The organism is Fictibacillus aquaticus (assembly GCF_002245695.1).
Lineage (GTDB): Bacteria > Bacillota > Bacilli > Bacillales > Fictibacillaceae > Fictibacillus > Fictibacillus aquaticus.
Genome location: NZ_NOII01000001.1, coordinates 160,423 through 178,515, shown reverse-complemented (window position 1 = coordinate 178,515; position 18,093 = coordinate 160,423). Strand labels below are relative to the sequence as shown.

At 45.2% G+C, this 18,093-nt stretch carries 19 protein-coding genes; 1 reads left to right on the top strand and 18 read right to left on the bottom strand.

The genetic code is table 11. The features are described 5' to 3' along the window. Positions 1–158: 158 nt before the first annotated feature. From spoIVA to prsW, 16 genes are all read right to left on the bottom strand, one after another. The gene (gene spoIVA / locus CGZ90_RS01035; protein WP_094250477.1) at positions 159–1,637 is read right to left on the bottom strand and encodes a stage IV sporulation protein A; all 1,479 of its coding nucleotides are present in this window, start codon (positions 1,635–1,637) and stop codon (positions 159–161) included. Between the two features lie 262 nt (positions 1,638–1,899). Next, a complete protein-coding gene (locus tag CGZ90_RS01030) occupies positions 1,900–2,613 on the bottom strand; it encodes a hypothetical protein (protein ID WP_094250476.1) in 714 nt (237 codons plus the stop codon). 16 nt (positions 2,614–2,629) lie between these two features. Then, a complete protein-coding gene (locus CGZ90_RS01025; RefSeq protein WP_094250475.1) occupies positions 2,630–2,830 on the bottom strand; it encodes a DUF2768 domain-containing protein in 201 nt (66 codons plus the stop codon). A 175-nt stretch (positions 2,831–3,005) separates the two neighbouring features. Next, entirely contained in the window at positions 3,006–3,266 is a 261-nt protein-coding gene (locus CGZ90_RS01020) for a stage VI sporulation protein F (RefSeq protein ID WP_094250474.1), read from the bottom strand. Positions 3,267–3,378: 112 nt separating this feature from the next. Then, positions 3,379–4,404, bottom strand: a complete 1,026-nt coding sequence (locus CGZ90_RS01015; protein WP_094250473.1) for an NAD(P)H-dependent glycerol-3-phosphate dehydrogenase — start codon at positions 4,402–4,404, stop codon at positions 3,379–3,381. A 60-nt stretch (positions 4,405–4,464) separates the two neighbouring features. Continuing rightward, positions 4,465–5,778 (bottom strand): ribosome biogenesis GTPase Der, encoded by a 1,314-nt coding sequence (gene der / locus CGZ90_RS01010; RefSeq protein WP_094250472.1) that lies wholly within the window; start codon positions 5,776–5,778, stop codon positions 4,465–4,467. Positions 5,779–5,930: 152 nt separating this feature from the next. Continuing rightward, the gene (locus tag CGZ90_RS01005; RefSeq protein WP_094250471.1) at positions 5,931–6,533 is read right to left on the bottom strand and encodes a YphA family membrane protein; all 603 of its coding nucleotides are present in this window, start codon (positions 6,531–6,533) and stop codon (positions 5,931–5,933) included. Positions 6,534–6,583: 50 nt separating this feature from the next. Next, on the bottom strand, positions 6,584–7,648 hold the full coding sequence (fni, locus tag CGZ90_RS01000) for a type 2 isopentenyl-diphosphate Delta-isomerase (protein WP_094250470.1): 1,065 nt from the start codon (positions 7,646–7,648) through the stop codon (positions 6,584–6,586). Positions 7,649–7,657: 9 nt separating this feature from the next. Further along, positions 7,658–8,794 carry a 30S ribosomal protein S1 gene (rpsA, locus tag CGZ90_RS00995; protein WP_094250469.1) on the bottom strand — a complete coding sequence of 379 codons (1,137 nt, stop codon included), beginning with the start codon at positions 8,792–8,794 and terminating at the stop codon, positions 7,658–7,660. Between the two features lie 69 nt (positions 8,795–8,863). Then, positions 8,864–9,445, bottom strand: coding sequence for a lysophospholipid acyltransferase family protein (locus CGZ90_RS00990; protein WP_094250468.1), 582 nt, complete (start codon positions 9,443–9,445; stop codon positions 8,864–8,866). A 1-nt stretch (position 9,446) separates the two neighbouring features. Beyond that, positions 9,447–10,124, bottom strand: a complete 678-nt coding sequence (cmk, locus tag CGZ90_RS00985) for a (d)CMP kinase (protein ID WP_094251745.1) — start codon at positions 10,122–10,124, stop codon at positions 9,447–9,449. Positions 10,125–10,279: 155 nt separating this feature from the next. Then, complete coding sequence (locus CGZ90_RS00980; RefSeq protein ID WP_094250467.1) at positions 10,280–10,459, bottom strand: DUF5359 family protein; 180 nt, start codon at positions 10,457–10,459, stop codon at positions 10,280–10,282. Positions 10,460–10,520: 61 nt separating this feature from the next. After that, positions 10,521–11,177, bottom strand: coding sequence for a flagellar brake protein (locus tag CGZ90_RS00975; RefSeq protein WP_165766728.1), 657 nt, complete (start codon positions 11,175–11,177; stop codon positions 10,521–10,523). Between the two features lie 100 nt (positions 11,178–11,277). Beyond that, positions 11,278–12,627, bottom strand: a complete 1,350-nt coding sequence (gene ypeB, locus CGZ90_RS00970) for a germination protein YpeB (RefSeq protein WP_094250465.1) — start codon at positions 12,625–12,627, stop codon at positions 11,278–11,280. An 18-nt stretch (positions 12,628–12,645) separates the two neighbouring features. Next, positions 12,646–13,494 (bottom strand): spore cortex-lytic enzyme, encoded by an 849-nt coding sequence (gene sleB / locus CGZ90_RS00965; protein WP_094250464.1) that lies wholly within the window; start codon positions 13,492–13,494, stop codon positions 12,646–12,648. 134 nt (positions 13,495–13,628) lie between these two features. Then, a complete protein-coding gene (prsW, locus tag CGZ90_RS00960) occupies positions 13,629–14,294 on the bottom strand; it encodes a glutamic-type intramembrane protease PrsW (protein WP_094251744.1) in 666 nt (221 codons plus the stop codon). Between the two features lie 83 nt (positions 14,295–14,377). Here prsW and CGZ90_RS00955 point away from each other — a divergent pair, with 83 nt between their 5' ends. Continuing rightward, on the top strand, positions 14,378–15,346 hold the full coding sequence (locus tag CGZ90_RS00955; RefSeq protein ID WP_094250463.1) for an asparaginase: 969 nt from the start codon (positions 14,378–14,380) through the stop codon (positions 15,344–15,346). Between the two features lie 220 nt (positions 15,347–15,566). Here CGZ90_RS00955 and CGZ90_RS00950 read toward each other — a convergent pair whose 3' ends face one another. Together CGZ90_RS00950 and CGZ90_RS00945 are read right to left on the bottom strand one after the other, a co-directional pair. Beyond that, complete coding sequence (locus CGZ90_RS00950; protein ID WP_094250462.1) at positions 15,567–16,550, bottom strand: YpdA family putative bacillithiol disulfide reductase; 984 nt, start codon at positions 16,548–16,550, stop codon at positions 15,567–15,569. Positions 16,551–16,649: 99 nt separating this feature from the next. Beyond that, the gene (locus CGZ90_RS00945; protein ID WP_379675150.1) at positions 16,650–17,954 is read right to left on the bottom strand and encodes a Glu/Leu/Phe/Val family dehydrogenase; all 1,305 of its coding nucleotides are present in this window, start codon (positions 17,952–17,954) and stop codon (positions 16,650–16,652) included. Between the last annotated feature and the right edge of the window lie 139 nt (positions 17,955–18,093).

Sequence of the window (18,093 nt, the reverse complement as noted above, 5' to 3'; positions counted from 1 at the left end):
TCTATATGTTTTTATACAAGATTTTCTAATAATCTGCAACAAGCCTTATATTAAACGAAAAAAAAGCAGAATTCAATCCTTTTTCACCGAATTATGGAATGAGCCAGGTGATGGGAGTGTTTTCAGGACAAAAAAAAGACCCCAAAAAGGAGTCTGGATTATAGAATAATGGCAATCAGTCCGCCTGAACCTTCGTTGATGATTCTCTCAAGTGTTTCTTTAAGTTTATAGCGTGCATTCTCTGGCATGAGAGCAATTTTGCCTTGAATTCCTTCACGGACGATAGAGTTCAGCGATCTTCCAAAAATGTCTGAGTTCCAGATTGAAAGTGGATCTTCTTCAAAATCCTGCATCAAATACCGCAGCATCTCCTCGCTCTGCTTTTCCGTTCCGATAATCGGAGCGAACTCTGATTCAACATCAACTTTTATCATATGAATGCTTGGTGCAATCGCTTTTAAACGGACGCCAAACCTTGATCCCTGACGGATGATTTCCGGCTCATCCAAGCTCATATCTGTGATAGCAGGTGCGGCGATGCCATAACCCGTCTGCTTCACCATACGCAGGGCATCTGCCACCTGATCATATTCTGTTTTTGCAAAGGCAAATTCCTGCATGAGCTGGAGAAGATGGTCTTTCCCTCTTATTTCAACACCGACCACTTCCTTCAGAATCTGATCGTACAGATCATCCGGAGCAAACAGGTCGATTTCGGCAATACCTTGGCCCATCTCGATCCCGGCAAGCCTTGCATCATCAATAAACTCAAAGTTTTCAAAACATCCTACCACGCGGTCCACATCGCGAAGTCTCTTGATATCTTGCACTGTCTCCCTTACCGCTTCTTCGTAGCTCTCACGAAGCCAGTGATCTTCCCTTAAGACCATCACCCAGCTCGGAAGGTTAACGTTCACTTCGAGGACAGGAAACTCGTAAAGCGCTTCTCTCAGAACATTATGGATATCCTGTTCAGTCATTTGCTCTGCACTGAGTGCCAGAACCGGTATATCGTACTTCTCGCACAGTTCGCTGCGCAGCTGCTGTGTATCTGGGTGATGAGGATGTGTTGAGTTAATGATCATGATGAACGGTTTACCTACTTCTTTCAGCTCTTCGACAACACGTTCTTCAGAGTCCACATAATCATAACGCGGTATTTCGCCGATTGATCCGTCAGTCGTCACGACCACTCCTAGAGTGGAATGCTCCTGGATGACTTTTCTTGTTCCGATCTCGGCTGCTTCATGGAAAGGGATCGGCTCGTCATACCATGGCGTATGAATCATCCTCGGGCCGTTCTCATCCTCGTAGCCTTTAGCACTCGGCACAGCATAGCCTACACTGTCCACCAGACGAATATTTACGTCTAGTCCTTCCCCGACATTTATGCATACAGCTGTGTTCGGGACAAATTTAGGTTCAGTCGTCATGATGGTACGCCCGGCTGCACTTTGCGGCAGTTCATCCTGGGCTCTGTGGCGCTCGGACTCGCTCTGTATGTTAGGAAGCACCACTAGCTCCATGAATCTCTTGATGAACGTTGATTTGCCTGTCCGTACCGCTCCTACCACTCCGAGATAAATATCGCCGCCGGTCCTTTCGGCAATATCCTTGAAAATATCAATTTTTTCCATGCATTTCCCTCCCGATCCAAATAAGTTCCGTTGCTGGTTGTGGACAATACATCATATGATGTTGTCCTATTCAATATGTCAGAAGAGCCCGATTTTTTTTGCGGCCGGAGACGTTCTATTAAGCAGGCTGCTGCAAGACCGGGGGCAATAACAAATCACTGCTAATGAGCAACATAGTCCCGCTGGCTGCATATATAAAAAAATCTCTCCTCCTTTCTATGAATGTATTAGAAAGAGGGAGAGAACATGACTATTGTTTTTACTATTGTTTTATTAAAAAGACAGGCTTCCCGTCTTCCGCAGTGTAAGGAACGGAATGAGCGGGTGAGAAGAACGAGTGATCAGCAAGAAGATAGCGGATATCCTCTCCTGCTGCAGCATCTTTAGGGTTGCTGCGGATTGCATCAGCAAGGTCCTTTTTATAATCTACCATCACTTTTGCGTTGTTATCTAAAATAAGAGGAAGCTCTCTGCCTGTAAAGGGGCTCGTGACAGTCGGCTTTTTTTTCAGCCCGAGTTTTTTATGGTCAAAAGCATAGCGTCCCTCAGCCAGTACTTTAGTAAAAGGGGGATAGCGATGCTCTCTAATATAGCTGTCAAGTGCCATCTGAACATCCTGCACGTTATCTGTAACAACTAGATCCACGAGCTTTACTGTCGGCTGATCCTCTGCTCTAATAAGAACATACTGATACGTACCGCCTTTTTCAAACGAGTTTCCGGGTACGTCCTGCAAGTATTTCGGAACAAGCTTGTTAAAGTCGATCGGATATTTCTGAAACAGGTCGGTACCGGCATCTCTGTTCTTGATCGGCAGAACCATCGTGTCTTTTTGATAGTCTTCCACAGCTGTTTGGACTGATTGTATCTGATCTTTATAAGGGATGCGGTTTTCGTTTTTGCGGTCTTCCGGATAAAGGCATCCTGCCAAAAAAAAGACGAGAACGAACGGCATCCACCTTTTTGCAATTTTCATATATACGTTCACCCTCCTACCCTTTCACCGGTCCGGAGAACACGACAAGCATTATTAAAAAACCTGCTGTAATCATACATGCATAAGCGAATGCCGCGACAGCAAACTTTATCATGCCTTTCAGTTTCTCTCTGCTGAAATAAATTGAAAAGACTGCCAGAAACATTAATCCGATGGCAGAAAGCGCCACCCACATCTTCAAAAGTCCTTCACTCATATGTATCCTCCTTCATTATCCGGGTACATTATAGCATACCGCCAGCCTTGCCAGCATCAGTGAAACGCAAAAAAACGCATGTGCACAGTTCATGCACATGCGGAAATCCGACTAAATGCTTCCTTACTTGCAGTTCTGTTCACCGCAGAATACGCCTGCATAATATGGCGCCGTTTTACTTGGCTTCAAACATTTTTGAAAGTGCTGCAAAATCAAGGGGAACTTTATTATTGAGAACCGCTTGAACGATCTGGTCTTCTTTTTGCTTTGACACCGGAACACCTGCCAAGCTGGCCACTTGTGACACCAGCATGCGGATCGTCCTTTCATCACCTAGATTTGAGTGGCTGACGGACTGTGCCAATTTGAAAATATCATCTTTTTTCACACTTGTTTTTTTCTCAATATTGTCAAAAAACTGCTGTTCGCGTTCCATTGATGTCCTCCTCCCGCTTCCTGTTCAACATATCGTATGCCGCCACTCGGGAAGAGGTGATGAAAAAAATAGGCATCGCCCATTTTTTTTCGGGCGAATGCCTGTATGCCGGTCAGCTTCTAAGAGAAGAAAGGTCCTCAACCTCATGAGTACGCGATCTTTTCATCAGTTCATCCACCGCTTGTTTGGGTTCTTTTCCGTTAAAGAGAACATCATAAAGCACGTTTGTGATAGGCATTTCAACTTCAACGCTTTGAGCTAGTTCGTATGCGGCTTGTGTCGTGCGCACGCCTTCCACGACCATGCCCATCTTTGACAGAACTTCTTCAAGCTGCATCCCTTTTCCAAGCATGTTGCCCGCCCGCCAGTTCCGTGAATGTACACTCGTGCATGTGACGATCAAGTCACCGATTCCTGTCAGTCCAGCAAAAGTAAGCGGATTTGCACCCATTGCCGTTCCAAGCCTGGCTATTTCAGCAAGTCCCCTTGTGATGAGTGCCGCTTTCGCATTATCTCCGTAGCCGAGCCCATCTGACATTCCCGCACCGAGAGCAATGATATTCTTAAGGGCACCGCCAAGCTCAACTCCGATCACATCCGGGTTTGTATATACTCTAAAATTCTGATTAATAAACAGATCCTGTACCTGTTCAGCACGTGAAAGGTCAGAGCACGAAACAGTGACCGTAGTCGGCTGACGCAGTGAGACTTCCTCCGCATGGCTCGGCCCGGAAAGGACAGCCACTGCCAGACGGACGTTTTCGGGAAGCTCTTCTTCAATAATTTCTGTAATCCTTTTATATGTACCAGGCTCGATTCCTTTGCTCGCATGAACAAAGACCGCAGGAGCCTGAAGGTGATCCTTCAGTTCATGAAGTACCTCGCGCAGCGCTTTAGTCGGCGTGACAAGTACAATAACTTCAGCATCGCTCACAGCATCCTCCAGTGAAACGGTTGCTTTGATGGACTCAGGAAGGACGATGTCCGGAAGATAGCGAGAATTGGTATGGCGCTTGTTAATCTCTTCGGCCTGATCCTCTCTCCGGCCCCAAAGGTGAACATTATGCTTATTGTCAGCAAGAACGAGAGCCAGGGCTGTACCCCAGCTTCCCGCCCCGATAACCGCAATTTTCTTCATCATTTCCGCTCCTTTAACCCAGCATTTTATGCAGGTTTCCCTTGCGTACGTTTGTTTACTCTACTCGTTTTTTTGCCTTGCCAGGATACGCAGCGGCGTACCTGTAAATCCGAACGTTTCACGGATTCTGTTTTCAAGAAACCGGCGGTAAGAGAAGTGAAGCAAGTTTGGATCGTTGACAAACAGAACGAACGTTGGCGGCTTAGTCGCTACTTGTGTCGCATAGTTGATCTTGAGCCTTTTTCCTTTATCCATCGGAGCTGGGTTCATCGCGACTGCGTCCATAATAACATCGTTCAGTACGTTAGTCTGAACTCGAAGCGAATGATTTTCCGCAACTTGAGTGATCACAGGATATAGATGATGAAGCCTCTGTTTCGTAAGCGCCGAAACGAATACGATTGGAGCATAGCTCAAATAAAGGAAATGATCACGTATTTTTTGTTCAAACTCACGCATCGTTTTGTCATCTTTTTCGATGGCATCCCATTTATTCACGACGATAACGACTGCTTTTCCTGCTTCGTGGGCATAACCAGCCACTTTTTTGTCCTGTTCTATGATGCCTTCTTCAGCATTGATCACCATAAGGACTACATCCGACCGCTCGATCGCTTTCAACGCTCTCATCACGCTGTACTTTTCCGTGGATTCATATACTTTTCCGCGCTTACGCATCCCAGCGGTATCAATGATCACATATTTTTGCCCGTCTTTTTCAAACTTAGAATCGATAGCATCTCGGGTCGTACCAGCGATATCACTTACAATAACTCGTTCTTTTCCTAAAATAGCGTTTACTAGCGAAGACTTCCCTACATTCGGGCGTCCGATCAGTGAGAAATAGATCGTGTCTTCATCCTTTTCTTCTTCTTCAAGATCAGGAAAATGAGCGACCGCAGCATCAAGAAGATCACCAATTCCGATACCGTGCGTTCCTGAGATGCCGATCGGCTCTCCCATTCCGAGAGAGTAAAAATCATAAAGAAGTTCGCGCCGTTCAGGATTGTCAATCTTATTGACCCCGAGTACGATTGGTTTTTTAGAGCGGAAAAGCAGCTTTGCCACTTCTTCATCCGCCGCCGTAATTCCCTCTGTACCGTCTACCATAAACAAAATCACATCGGCTTCTTCGATCGCTAACTCGGCCTGCTGCCTCATCTGATGAAGCAGCGGTTCATCTCCTATTTCGATTCCGCCTGTGTCGATAAGGCTGAATTCTGTGTTCAGCCACTCTGCAGAACTGTAAATGCGGTCACGGGTTACTCCTGGCATATCTTCAACGATGGAGATCCTTTCTCCTGCAATACGGTTAAAAATGGTGGACTTGCCTACATTCGGCCGGCCCACTATCGCTAAAACTGGTTTAGACATCTATCACACTTCCCTTATCTTTCAATCTTATTTCCTTTTCCCGTTCAGTCTCTATTGACTTAAGCACTCCAAAAAGCTGTGTCAAGTATTTTCTGTTTAGGCAAGCTTATCCATTGTAGCAAAAGTATGCGGTCCGGACAACTGCCCGTTCCTCAGCGCCTGAAAGTGATTCTCCTGACAAGATGCAGTCCGTTAAGGCTCTTAACGAAGCTTGCAGCCATTTGAAAAAAGAAGACAGCTATCATGCTGAAACCGGCCAAATCCAAAAATTCCTTACTGCCAAGCTCAAGATACCCTTTTAAAGGCAGAAAGCTGAGTTGAATCAAAAAATCGCCAAACAAGAGTCCTGTTGCCAGCACAAGCAAAACCTCATGGTATGTTCTTCCCCAAGTGACAGCCATAACGACTGCAAACAGACCAGCCAGAAAGTATTGAGGCATGATCAGGACCGCCGGATCATAAAGAAAGAAAATATGCAGTGCAGCCAAAAGTGCCATAACGGTAATACTGGCCATCATGAGCCTTAGCACGTCACGAAAGCTAAGCTTCAAAAATCCGTACAGCGAAAAGACTAAAAGTCCGGCACTCGCCCAGCCTGCTGAAATATTCCCGTTGACTGTCTCGAATCCAGAAAGAAGAATCATCATCAAGATGAAAATGGCACTTTTTGTCCTGCTGTTATTTTTATCTGAAATAAAGGTATAAAAGATCCATCCGCTCCAGGCGGCAAAATAAAAAAAGATACCGTCATTCATACTCATCACCTATGAGCAGTATAGACAAGAAACCAGCGTGCATAATCAGCTTACCTGCTGAAAGGCTTCCTTCGGGCGAACTTTGAGGTTTCGATGCCTCGTTGTTCCAGCCAGTGAAACGTATCACCTTTTATAACGAGAGGCACATGAGACAGTGATGGAATGCTTTCTGCTCCGGCTGCGGTCATGATAACTTTTATCCTGTTATGCAGGTCTTCTGCATAGCTCATCAAACCTTTTTCTCCTTCTGTCATCAATACATGTAAGAATGCACCTGCCATGCCTGCTGAAACTGCACCTGCAGCAAGCGCTTTGACAATATGCAATGGGCTTGTGTATCCGCCAGAAGCAAAAACAGGACCCGGAAAAGCTGAAAGTGACTCAATAAGAGCAGCTGCTGCCGTTATGCCCCAGCTGTCAAAATCAGATATAGGATGCTTTCTTCTGAGATTTTCAATCTTGGAGAAATTCGTTCCCCCAGTTCCTCCCGCATCAATCATGTGAACACCGATTCTCTTCAGTTCCGCAGCTGTTTCCATGCTTATTCCAAATCCAACCTCTTTAACGATAACGGGAACTTTACTTGAAGAAACGATCGCAGAGAGATTATCGAGCCTTTGGGAGAAATCTCTGTCTCCTTCAGGCATAACAAGTTCCTGTACAGCGTTTAGATGCACCTGCAGAGCATCTGCACCAATCATCTCGACAGCTTCGCCGGCCTCTTTCGGGCTGGCTTCACTGCCTATATTGGCAAAGATAACACCATCTGGATTCGTTTTTCTTACTATTTCATACGTTTTCCGCTGAGAAGCATCTTTAATTGCAGACATCTGGCTGCCGACTGCCATCGCCATCTTATGTTCTTTTGCAGTCATGGCCAAACTCCGATTAATAAATTCCGTCTGTTCTCCGCCCCCGCCTGTCATAGCGTTAATGAAAACAGGCGAACCCCATTTGAGTCCGCCTGCTTCAACAGTTAAATCGATGCGGGATAGCTTTGCTTCAGGCAGGCTGTTATGAACGAGAACTAGATCATCCATACTGTGCTTTTTGCCTTCCTGATGTAGTTCCATCGCGTGCCTGATATGCTCCGCCTTCCGTTTTGCCCGCATCATATCTATCTCCTAATTTTTGTATTCCTTCAATTTATCGCCGATCATATCTGCCAGTGAGAAGCCTTTTTCTTCTTTAGGCAGGTTCTGCTTCAAGTTTTCTTTATCTTTCTCATCCTGTACGGCTTTCATGCTCAGGGAGATCCTTTTTTCGCTGCTGTTAACATCAAGTACTTTTACCATTACCTTTTGACCTTCTTTTAATACTTCAGAAGGACTGCCGATATGGCGGCTGCTGATTTCAGATATATGAACGAGCCCCTCAACACCTGGCGCCACTTCGATAAAAGCACCGAACGTCACAAGACGTCTAACAGTACCTTCTATAAGTGCTCCTGGCTTGACCTGATCAACAGCTGCTTCCCACGGACCTTCCTGCGTTTCCTTGATAGAAAGAGAGATGCGGTCGTTATCGCGGTCAACACCGAGCACTTTTACTTTGACCTTGTCGCCTTCAGAAAGGATGTCCGATGGCGCGCTGACACGCTGATGTGAAAGCTGCGAAATGTGAACAAGACCGTCTACTCCGCCTACATCAACAAAAGCTCCGAAGTCGGTCAGCCTCTGGACAGTCCCTTCAATAACTTGTCCTGGCGCCAGTTTTTCAAGAAGCTCACGCTTTCTTTGATCCTGTGCTTCTTCAGCCACGGCACGGTGAGAAAGGATAACCCGGTTCTTTTCACGGTCGATCTCCACGACTTTAACGCTTAATGTCTGGCCCTTATAAGAACTAAAGTCTTCTACAAAATGCTTTTCAACCATCGAAGCCGGAATAAAGCCCCTTACACCGATATCAGCGACAAGCCCTCCTTTGACAGCTTCATGCACAATAACATCAAAAGCTTCGCCAGAGTCAAACTTCTGCTGCAGCTCATCCCAGGATTTTTCATTGTCTACTGCCTTTTTTGAAACGAGAAGGGTATCTTCTGTATGGGAAAGCACTTTTACGGAGATTTTTTCTCCCTCAGTTAGAGCATCTCCCGCTTTTTCCAAATAAAGGCTGGATATTTCATTGATCGGCAGAAATGCATCCTGCTTGCTGCCGATATCAACCAGTGCAAATTTGTCCTCTACCTTGATCACTGTTCCTTCGGCAATATCTCCAGCCTTCACCAATTCTGTGTTCGTTAGATTCATTTCTTCTGTCATGTCACAGTCCTCCTTAATATCTTCATATATGTTAATCTCCCAATTTTGGAAGATGGTCAATGAGAGGGTTTACAAGTGCTGTGCTTTTAAATGTTTAATATGTTCCATTATAAGAGAAGTCGCTTCCTGTGCGGTAGCTTTTTGCTCCCTTAAAGCGTTGAAATCAATCGGGTCGCCAAAAATAATTTTAATCTTACGGCGAAATTTATATTCTCCAACGATCGCACACGGCACGATCACCGCATCTGATTTAAGTGCAAAAAAACCTGCCCCTGCAAGTCCTTCGCCTGTCTCTCCAGTCTTGCTGCGCGTCCCTTCTGGGAACAGTCCGAGAACCCTGCCGCTGCGGAGTACTTGAAGCCCTGTTTTAAGCGCTGTTTTATCGCTCATGCCTCTTTTAACAGGGAATGCGTTCAGCCGCGGGAGCAATGTTTTTAAAACAGGCACGCTGAAAATCTCCGCTTTAGCCATAAAATGAACTTCACGGGGCGATGCTACACCCACAAGCGGTGGATCAAAGTTATGAATATGGTTGGCACAAAGCAGGACGCCTCCGGTTTTCGGCATTTTACCTGCGTCTATGATTTCTACTTTATAGAAACTGTGAAGCAGCGTACTGCACAGAGTTTTACCAAAATTATAAAGGTTCATCTTAATCTGCCCTTTCACCAGCTAAAACGAGAATTTTTGCCACTACATCCTGTATAGTCATGGAAGTCGTGTCAAGTTCAACCGCATCTTCCGCTTTTCTGAGCGGAGCAACTTCTCTTTCCGAATCTCTTTTATCTCGCAGCAGAATCTCCTGCTTAAGCTCCTCAAGATTCACTTCAAATCCCTTTAGCTTGTTCTCTTCAAATCTTCTGCGGGCACGCTCATCTGCTGACGCGATCAAAAAGACTTTAAGCTCTGCCTTCGGCAGAACATGTGTGCCGATGTCACGGCCGTCCATGACAACCCCGCCTTTTTCCGCCAGCAGCTGCTGCCGTCTTACTAGATCCTCCCGCACTTCTGCGAGCCTCGCGACAAACGATACGTTATTTGTCACTTCGTGTGACCGTATTTCTTCTGATACGTCTTGTCCATCAAGGAAAACAGACTGTCCTTCATCGTTTTTGATCAGTTCTACGGTCGTTTCGTCCAGCATCCTTTTAAGTGCTTGTCCGTCATGGAGATCAAGGCTAGACCTGATAGCTTTTAAAGCAACTGCGCGGTACATTGCCCCTGTGTCTATGTAAATATAAGACAGGCGATCTGCCACCTGTTTAGCTACTGTGCTTTTTCCCGCTCCTGCCGGTCCATCGATTGCGATTCTTATGGAATGATTGTTCATGTTTCCTCCTGCTTCAATGCTTCTGTACATCTTTCCCGCAAGACTGCAGCACCACTGCGGGCTTGCGTCCTCTTCATAAAAGAAAAGCAGGAATGTTGCGCCTGCTTGTTTGTCTGTTTCGAGCATTGTATTCTTTTACAATATACCATAACGCTTTAATTTCGGTCTATCGTTTCAAGCGTTTCAGGCACTCCGCCTTTAATCACGCCTTCAAACTGGATGCTTTTATTCGTCAGTCTCCTGAAACCCTCCGTCTGATTTAGCGTTTGGGCGGTTAAAAGGAAAATAAAATGGATGATAGCAAGCTGAATGAGCAGACGGTCAACGCGCTTCACAAGGAACCCCTCCTTTTTGACACATCTTTCCACAAGCCTGCTTAAATTATACAACGTGGGTTTATATATGTTTCCTTCTCGCCAGCAGCTGCTGTTCGAAGCAATATTTCATGATCAGACTTTGATCGGTATCACTTATCCCGGTATACATGACTGAAGCTCTTTCTGTACCTGGCTGTGTTCCTGGCATAACCCGGATTACTTTGCAAGGAAGTTCCACATGCTTTCCCTCGCCTGACTGCATCTGCAGATTAAGTCTGCAGGTGATTGACATTTCTTTTTGAAGACTGTGTTTTTCCGGGAGCGACAGAAGCATCCCGCCCGCACTTATATCAAGAGCGAGTGATGAAAAGTGTTCCGCCTCCTCTTCATTGTGCATGATGTCGACATTGAGCAGCACTTCCACCCGGACGTATTCCCTTCGCTGTATTTTCACGACCGCACTTTCGCCCGGCCAGCTCATCAGCATGAGCGGGACGTTCTCCATTTTTCTTCCTGTCAATGCTGAACGAAACTGATAAGCGTTTTTATCATCACCTACAAAAGATGCATCAAACTCAGCTCCATCAATGAAAAATTCTGGAAGGTTTGTTGTTTCATTTATTGGATAATCCACAGCTATCGCTTCATCTAAAATATCCATCACCTTGCACCGGTATTTCTCTTGCTTGTCCGTGCCTGCTGGTTCGAGGTAAAGGGTATTTCCTACGGCTATCATGTAAAGTCCTCCATTAATGGTCATATTTTCATATTCTATTTATACTATGACATCAACAGAAAAAAAGGAAAAGCAATTTTTTGCTTTTCCTTTGCAGAATCTACATAGCAGAATAGTCGGGTTCTGCTTCTTTAAGCTTTTTCACTTGTTCTTCGTCACCTTCGTTTGCGTCGACAAAGATCTGATATGTTTCATCACCAAGCACACCGATAAATTCATAGCAGTACACTTCTTCATTGATATCGTTGCGGATCAGCGCCTTATGAGTTTCCATCACTTTTAATTTCGGGCTGAGTGTTTTTCTCGCTTGTTCCTGGCTTAGTTTAAACACCGGTTTCTCTCTGTCACGGTGAGATAAGAGGAACTCCATTCCTTCGTACCCCATAATATCTCCGTTATCGAGCGCCACTTTCAATGTAACGATCTCCGGGTAGATGCGGATGCCATGCTGTACACGTGCATATGTGAATACACCGATATTGTCATACTGATTGCTCGACGTCATTTCCATCGGTCCGTGCATATGGTCCTTCAGGAATATTTCCGCCTGTTTCATCGCATCATTCAGAGAAATTTTAGCAGCTGCCACTTCTCTGTCATAAAGGACCCAGATCGGATATCCGCCCTTTTTCGTAATGTCCATATATGTGGTCCCTTTTGTTTCAGGGTTGTAGATAGTAAGCGAATAAGCTTTGTATTTTGCTCCTTTTCCGCTTTCCTTCACAGTGATCTTCCGGTTCTTTGTCAAGTCAAAGAAATCAACAGCTCTTTGTTTGGCTTCTTCCTTAGTCAGCATCTTACCCTCTAGGTGGCGAAGGTCACGGCCTTTCATTTTCGCCCTGTTGCTCACTTCAGGTCCAAAGTTTACATCACTGTACCCAGTCATCGATTGATCAACTGTTTTAAAGCCATCCACGATTGTGCTCTTCTTTGGGTTATCGCTCTTTGCGAGTTCCATTTCAACATCGAGCCATCGCAGATCTTTTTCCTGCGCGATTGATTCAGTCTTCCGCAGTTCGTTCTGAATCTCGTTTGAGTTTTTATATAAGGTTTTCAATGTCTCAGTTTCTTGGTCTGAGAGCGGCTTTTTCTCCAGATCGCGTACCGCAACCCGGTAGCTGAATTCTCCTACCTTCGAAAGAAATTCTTCTGTCTTGTTGAAAGGCATTAATGCCAGAGGAAGCTGCCCGACATTCGTATGTGCTTCGTTTGTCAGCCTCCACACTTGTGCAAGAGCCGGTGAAAGCTGCTTTTGCGAGCTCATGGCCAATGTCTGGCCAATTTTGTCATGAAGAGCATCCATCTGAAAGTTCAGATCGTGGAATGCACGCTGGTAATTGTTTTCTGCTTGAATACGAATGGCGTTCTTTTCTTGATTTTCTGTATAGCCCCAATATCCAGTCCCTGCCACGGCTATGAGCAGCAGGACGAGCAGTATAGTACGAATCATATGCTTTTCACCTCTTTATTAATTCGTGTAGATATGCTTTCCAATTTTCTTGATTTGCGGTCTTCCCCAGATCCAATTGCTAGTCGCAGTATCAGGATTAAAGTAATAAAGTGCTTCTCCTGTCGGATCCCAGCCATTCAAGGCATCCATCACTGCTTTTTTGGCTTGCTTATTTGGCGTCAAGTAAATCTGGCCATCTGCCACCGCTGTAAAAGCGCCAGGTTCAAAGATTACTCCTGATACCGTATTTGGAAAAGCAGCATCCTCAACCCTGTTGATGATGACTGCCGCAACGGCAACCTGTCCGATATAAGGCTCTCCTCGCGCTTCGCCATAAACAGCATTTGACATCAAGTTAATATCGTTTTGCGAATAGCCGTCAGGAATGTTTCTTGCAGGTTTAATTTCTGTTCTTGCTTTTTTAGGAGCTGGAGCAGCACCCTTTTTTGCGGGTGCTCCTTTCTTTTGCTTTACTTGCTTTTCTTTGGCGACCCCGCCATATGTCGTGAATTTGTTGCCAGATTGGATTTGCTTTTCTACCCACTGCTTATCAAATTTAGTTGCTTTAACAAGCTTATTTTTTGTTGTTTGTCCTGCGAGCCCGTCAATCGGAAGACCAAACTCATACTGGAAGTTCCTTAGAGCCCAGTACGTCCTCCATCCAAACACCCCATCGATTGGTCCTGTATAAAAGCTCAGATGCTGCAAACGTGACTGAAGCTCAATCACATCATCACCTGTCGCCCCTTTCTGGATGACCTGTGGAGAAAATGCATGAGCCTTATCTTTGGCGCTTACTGAAAAAATGCCTGCACAAAGCATGATAGCTGCTGCTGAGTACTTTATGTACTTCCATTTGTTTTTCATAATCCGCGCTGCCTCCTGTAAGTTTTTCTCATTAACGAATCATAGTTGTATCTTTTGTAATACTCGCTATTTTATACAGGAAAAGGAAAAGCCAATAAAAAAAGACAATCCTTTATAAAAAGGAATTGCCTTTTTTATTGGCGCGATAAATAGGCTACACGTTTTTCGTTGGCGAGCTTTACTTTGCGAAGTCCCAGCCACCATAAAAACACCATGAATGGAATGATCGCTAAAAACATGTCTTCTTGTGCCGTCATGAGGATATAATTGTATACTCCGTGCAGCAAAGCGGGAAGAAAAAGAGATAAAAGCAGCAGCATCCTCTGTTTTTTGCCGCGGGAAAATTTAGCACGGCCTAAATAATAGCCCATAATCACGCCAAAAAGCGCATGCCCGCTGACGGGGAGCAGCGCCCGCCAAAATGCTTCCTGTATGCCATATGTCGAAAGATAAAATACGTTCTCTAACGAGGCAAATCCAAGCGAGAGGGCTGTTGAATAAACGATTCCGTCATAAGGTTCATTGAATTCCGCATGCAAATATGCCGAGTAAAAAACGAGGAACCATTTCAAGAATTCCTCAAAAAGCCCGCTCACAAAAAATGCTTTTACCCATCCGGCAATATGAAGCTCTTCTTCAAATCCATATTGAAGAACCATAACAGGAAAAACAAGCAGCAAGCCGAACAAATAAACTCTAACTACCATCGATAATGGTTCAGTTTCATATTTATCTTTTAAATAAAAAAAGGATAATAAAGCAATAGCAGGAGCCACTGCCGCAGAGATAACCGCCAGCATGTTTCCCCTTCTTTCCATTGTTTTTCCTTATCGTAACATGATAACTTATGAATAGGAAACACTTGTTGGGAGGAGCGCACAATTTGAAACATATACTGCTTATTCATACTGGCGGCACGATTGCTATGGCTGAAGATAAACAAAATGGCGGCGTCAATACTCAGAACAGCCATCCGCTTGAGAACACGGTTAGAGAGCTTGAGGAACTGGCACATATCTCTTCCGAAAATTTCCTCAATGTACCATCACCTCATGTCACACCAGAGCACATGCTTGACCTGGGGAAATTTATTCAAAAACGGCTGGATCAAGATGCGTTTGACGGCGTTGTGATCACCCATGGCACGGACACACTAGAGGAGACCGCATTCCTGCTCGACCTTATTCTTAAGACATCTGTTCCTGTCATCGTTACCGGAGCGATGAGATCGAGCAACGAACATGGCTCTGATGGGCCATATAATCTTATCTCTTCAATAAAAGTTGCTGCGAGCGACCAGTCAGCAGGAAAAGGTGTGCTCGTTGTGTTTAATGAAGAAATCCATACTGCAAAAAATGTCACGAAAACACATACAAGCAACATCGCGACATTCCAGAGCCCGCAATACGGTCCGATCGGCATCGTAACAAAGCGTGGGGTGTTCTTTCATCATACTCCTGTAAAAAGCGCATGCATCAGTATCACTGCCCTCTCCAAAAAAGTTCTTTTACTAAAAGCTTATGCAGGGATGGACGGCACATTGATTGAGAACGCAGCAAAAGGGATCGACGGCCTTGTCATCGAGGCACTAGGACAAGGAAATCTCCCTCCAGGCACTGTACCTTCACTGATGCGTCTAATCTCTGAAGGAAAGCCTGTTGTTCTCGTATCTAGATGCTTTAACGGCATCGTTCAAGATATCTACTCATATGAAGGCGGGGGTAAAAAGCTGAAAGAAGCTGGGCTTATCTTCTCCAACGGACTAAACGGCCAAAAAGCAAGACTGAAACTGATGGTCGCACTCGAAATGACAAGCGACCGCACTTCCCTTCAGCAGCTCTTCGACCAATAAAACAACACCACACCGGCCGAAACCGGTGTGGTGTTGTTTTATTACTTCCTTGCGTCCCGCAGCGGGGTCCGGTACCGCACCCCGTGTTTGCTTCGAAGAAAATGTTAATCAAAACTAAGCCGATAAACAAAACCATCTTTTACTTCCCTGTGACCTCGTGTTTACAACCAAGAAAATGGTAGCCAAAACATTGTACAAGAACCATTGCGATCAGAACCACTCAACCTTTAACCAGCCGGTCCTGCAGGCAATTTCCTATCAAATCGCCATGGAAACGGCCGTTCTCGATAAAGATTTCGTTCGCGTTGTTACCTGCAGCGATGACCCCTGCGATGAAAAAATTCTCTACATTTGTTTCCATCGTCTCAGGGTTGCATTCCGGTCTCCCGGACTCAGCATCAATCATAACGCCGATTTTCTTAAGGAATTTGTGGTCTGGATGATAGCCTGTCATGGCAAAGCAATAGTCGCAAGAATAGAAATGCTCGCTGCCCTCTGTTTTCAGCCGGATACCATTCTTTTCAATAGAGATCACTTCGCTGTTAAATGTCATCCCGATCGTGCCGCCCTTCACATGTGCTTCAAAATCAGGAAGCACCCAGGGCTTGATACTTGGGCTGTAACTTTCGCCGCGGTAAAAGACATGTGGCCTGGCTCCGCATTTTTGCAGTTCAAGTGCCGTATCAATCGCAGAATTCTTTCCTCCGATAACCGCAACATCTTTATCAAAATAAGGATGGCCTTCTTTAAAATAATGAAAAACGTGAGGCAAGTCTTCTCCCGGCACGCCTAGACGGTTAGGATTGTCATAATACCCTGTGGCGATAATAACAGCTTTACACCGGTATTCTCTTAATGTGCCATCTTCTTTTTCTGTCAGCACAATAAAGCCTTTATCCGAGCGTTTGATATTAAATGCTTTTTCAAAGCTTGAGATAGTAAGCCCGCTCCGCTTTACCACTTCTCTGTAATATGTGAGGGCATGAATCCTTCTTGGCTTGCGCTCTTCGTGAACAAAGGGAAAACCGCCGATTTCCAGCTTTTCTGCCGAACTGAAAAACGTCTGATGTGTCGGATAGCGATAAATAGTGTCTGCAATATTTCCCTTTTCAATAATGATGTTTGAGATGTTACGTTTTTGCAAAGAAAGCGCTGCAGCCAGCCCGCAAGGTCCGCCTCCAATGATGACCGCGTCATAAATCATGCTTATCCACTCCGTTTGTTAATGCCTATTCGTTCTGTCTGATTCCATAATAAAAAATCTCCCATCATTATATGACAGGAGATTTCCCTTTGCAAAATATTATACCCAACCGCGGAAGCGCGATGCTTCAGCCATTTTTCTTACGCCGACCATATAGGCTGCAAGGCGCATGTTCACTTTTCTGTTCATAGAAGTCGTGTATACGGTCTCAAATGATTTTACCATGACCTGTTCAAGCTTGGCTTCGACTTCTTCTTCTGTCCAATAGTATCCTTGGTTGTTCTGTACCCATTCGAAATAAGATACAGTAACACCGCCTGCACTTGCAAGTACATCCGGAACAAGAAGAACGCCTCTTTCGGTAAGGATTTTTGTCGCTTCTAGTGTTGTCGGTCCATTCGCTGCTTCAACGACGATTGATGCCTTAATATTGTGTGCGTTCTTTTCCGTTATCTGATTCTCTATGGCTGCCGGAACGAGGATATCACAGTCAAGTTCAAGAAGCTCTTTATTAGTGATCGTATCTTTGAATAGCTTCGTCACCGTTCCAAAGCTGTCACGGCGCTCTAGCAGATAATCAATATCCAGGCCTTCAGGATCATGAAGAGCCCCGTAAGCGTCTGAAATTCCGATGATCTTAGCTCCTGCGTCATGCATGAATTTTGCTAAAAAGCTTCCGGCATTTCCGAATCCCTGAACGACTACGCGCGCTCCAACCAGATTAAAGCCGCGTTTTGCCGCCGCTTCCCTGATGCAGATTGTCACACCTTTTGCCGTAGCTGTTTCACGTCCGTGAGATCCGCCAAGAACTAAAGGTTTCCCTGTAATGAAGCCCGGAGAATCAAACTCGCGGATGCGGCTATACTCATCCATCATCCATGCCATGATCTGTGAGTTCGTGAACACGTCAGGTGCTGGAATATCTTTTGTCGGTCCAACGAGCTGGCTGATAGCACGGACATATCCGCGGCTCAGACGCTCAAGTTCGCGGAAGGACATCGTTCTTGGATCACAGATGATGCCGCCTTTACCTCCGCCATATGGCAGGTCAACGATACCTGCTTTTAAGCTCATCCAGATAGATAGAGCTTTAACTTCTGTTTCAGTTACGCTCGGATGGAAACGAACTCCGCCCTTAGTGGGACCAACCGCATCGTTGTGCTGTGAACGATAGCCTGTAAAGATTTTTGTGCTGCCATCATCCATTTTCACTGGAATGCGAACCGTTAACATTCGAATCGGCTCTTTTAACAGCTCGTACACTTCATCGGAATAGCCTAGCTTGTCAAGCGCTTCGGCAATTACGGATTGTGTGGCTGTGAGCACGTTGTTGTGTTCTTGCTGTTCTTCGTTTTCGGAAGTTTGGTCTGCTGAATTTTGGGCTGTCATTTGTTTACCTCCCATTAATGTCACCTCTAAAGTTTAGTCAATCATCGTACATGATTGATATCATAGATTAAGCGTTTTCACGTCGCTTTTACCACCTTAACTATAGAGAATATGTTGATTTGTTTCAAGTAGTTTTTCCCTATTTTTTAATATT

Bases quoted from the DNA above. Each gene is read 5' to 3' on its own strand.
- spoIVA (WP_094250477.1), bottom strand. From the start codon at position 1,637: ATGGAAAAAATTGATATTTTCAAGGATATTGCCGAAAGGACCGGCGGC.
- CGZ90_RS01030 (WP_094250476.1), bottom strand. From the start codon at position 2,613: ATGAAAATTGCAAAAAGGTGGATGCCGTTCGTTCTCGTCTTTTTTTTG.
- CGZ90_RS01025 (WP_094250475.1), bottom strand. From the start codon at position 2,830: ATGAGTGAAGGACTTTTGAAGATGTGGGTGGCGCTTTCTGCCATCGGA.
- CGZ90_RS01020 (WP_094250474.1), bottom strand. From the start codon at position 3,266: ATGGAACGCGAACAGCAGTTTTTTGACAATATTGAGAAAAAAACAAGT.
- CGZ90_RS01015 (WP_094250473.1), bottom strand. From the start codon at position 4,404: ATGAAGAAAATTGCGGTTATCGGGGCGGGAAGCTGGGGTACAGCCCTG.
- der (WP_094250472.1), bottom strand. From the start codon at position 5,778: ATGTCTAAACCAGTTTTAGCGATAGTGGGCCGGCCGAATGTAGGCAAG.
- CGZ90_RS01005 (WP_094250471.1), bottom strand. From the start codon at position 6,533: ATGAATGACGGTATCTTTTTTTATTTTGCCGCCTGGAGCGGATGGATC.
- fni (WP_094250470.1), bottom strand. From the start codon at position 7,648: ATGATGCGGGCAAAACGGAAGGCGGAGCATATCAGGCACGCGATGGAA.
- rpsA (WP_094250469.1), bottom strand. From the start codon at position 8,794: ATGACAGAAGAAATGAATCTAACGAACACAGAATTGGTGAAGGCTGGA.
- CGZ90_RS00990 (WP_094250468.1), bottom strand. From the start codon at position 9,445: ATGAACCTTTATAATTTTGGTAAAACTCTGTGCAGTACGCTGCTTCAC.
- cmk (WP_094251745.1), bottom strand. From the start codon at position 10,124: ATGAACAATCATTCCATAAGAATCGCAATCGATGGACCGGCAGGAGCG.
- CGZ90_RS00975 (WP_165766728.1), bottom strand. From the start codon at position 11,177: ATGATAGCCGTAGGAAATACCCTTTACCTCGAACCAGCAGGCACGGAC.
- ypeB (WP_094250465.1), bottom strand. From the start codon at position 12,627: ATGATTCGTACTATACTGCTCGTCCTGCTGCTCATAGCCGTGGCAGGG.
- sleB (WP_094250464.1), bottom strand. From the start codon at position 13,494: ATGAAAAACAAATGGAAGTACATAAAGTACTCAGCAGCAGCTATCATG.
- prsW (WP_094251744.1), bottom strand. From the start codon at position 14,294: ATGCTGGCGGTTATCTCTGCGGCAGTGGCTCCTGCTATTGCTTTATTA.
- CGZ90_RS00950 (WP_094250462.1), bottom strand. From the start codon at position 16,550: ATGATTTATGACGCGGTCATCATTGGAGGCGGACCTTGCGGGCTGGCT.
- CGZ90_RS00945 (WP_379675150.1), bottom strand. From the start codon at position 17,954: ATGGGAGGTAAACAAATGACAGCCCAAAATTCAGCAGACCAAACTTCC.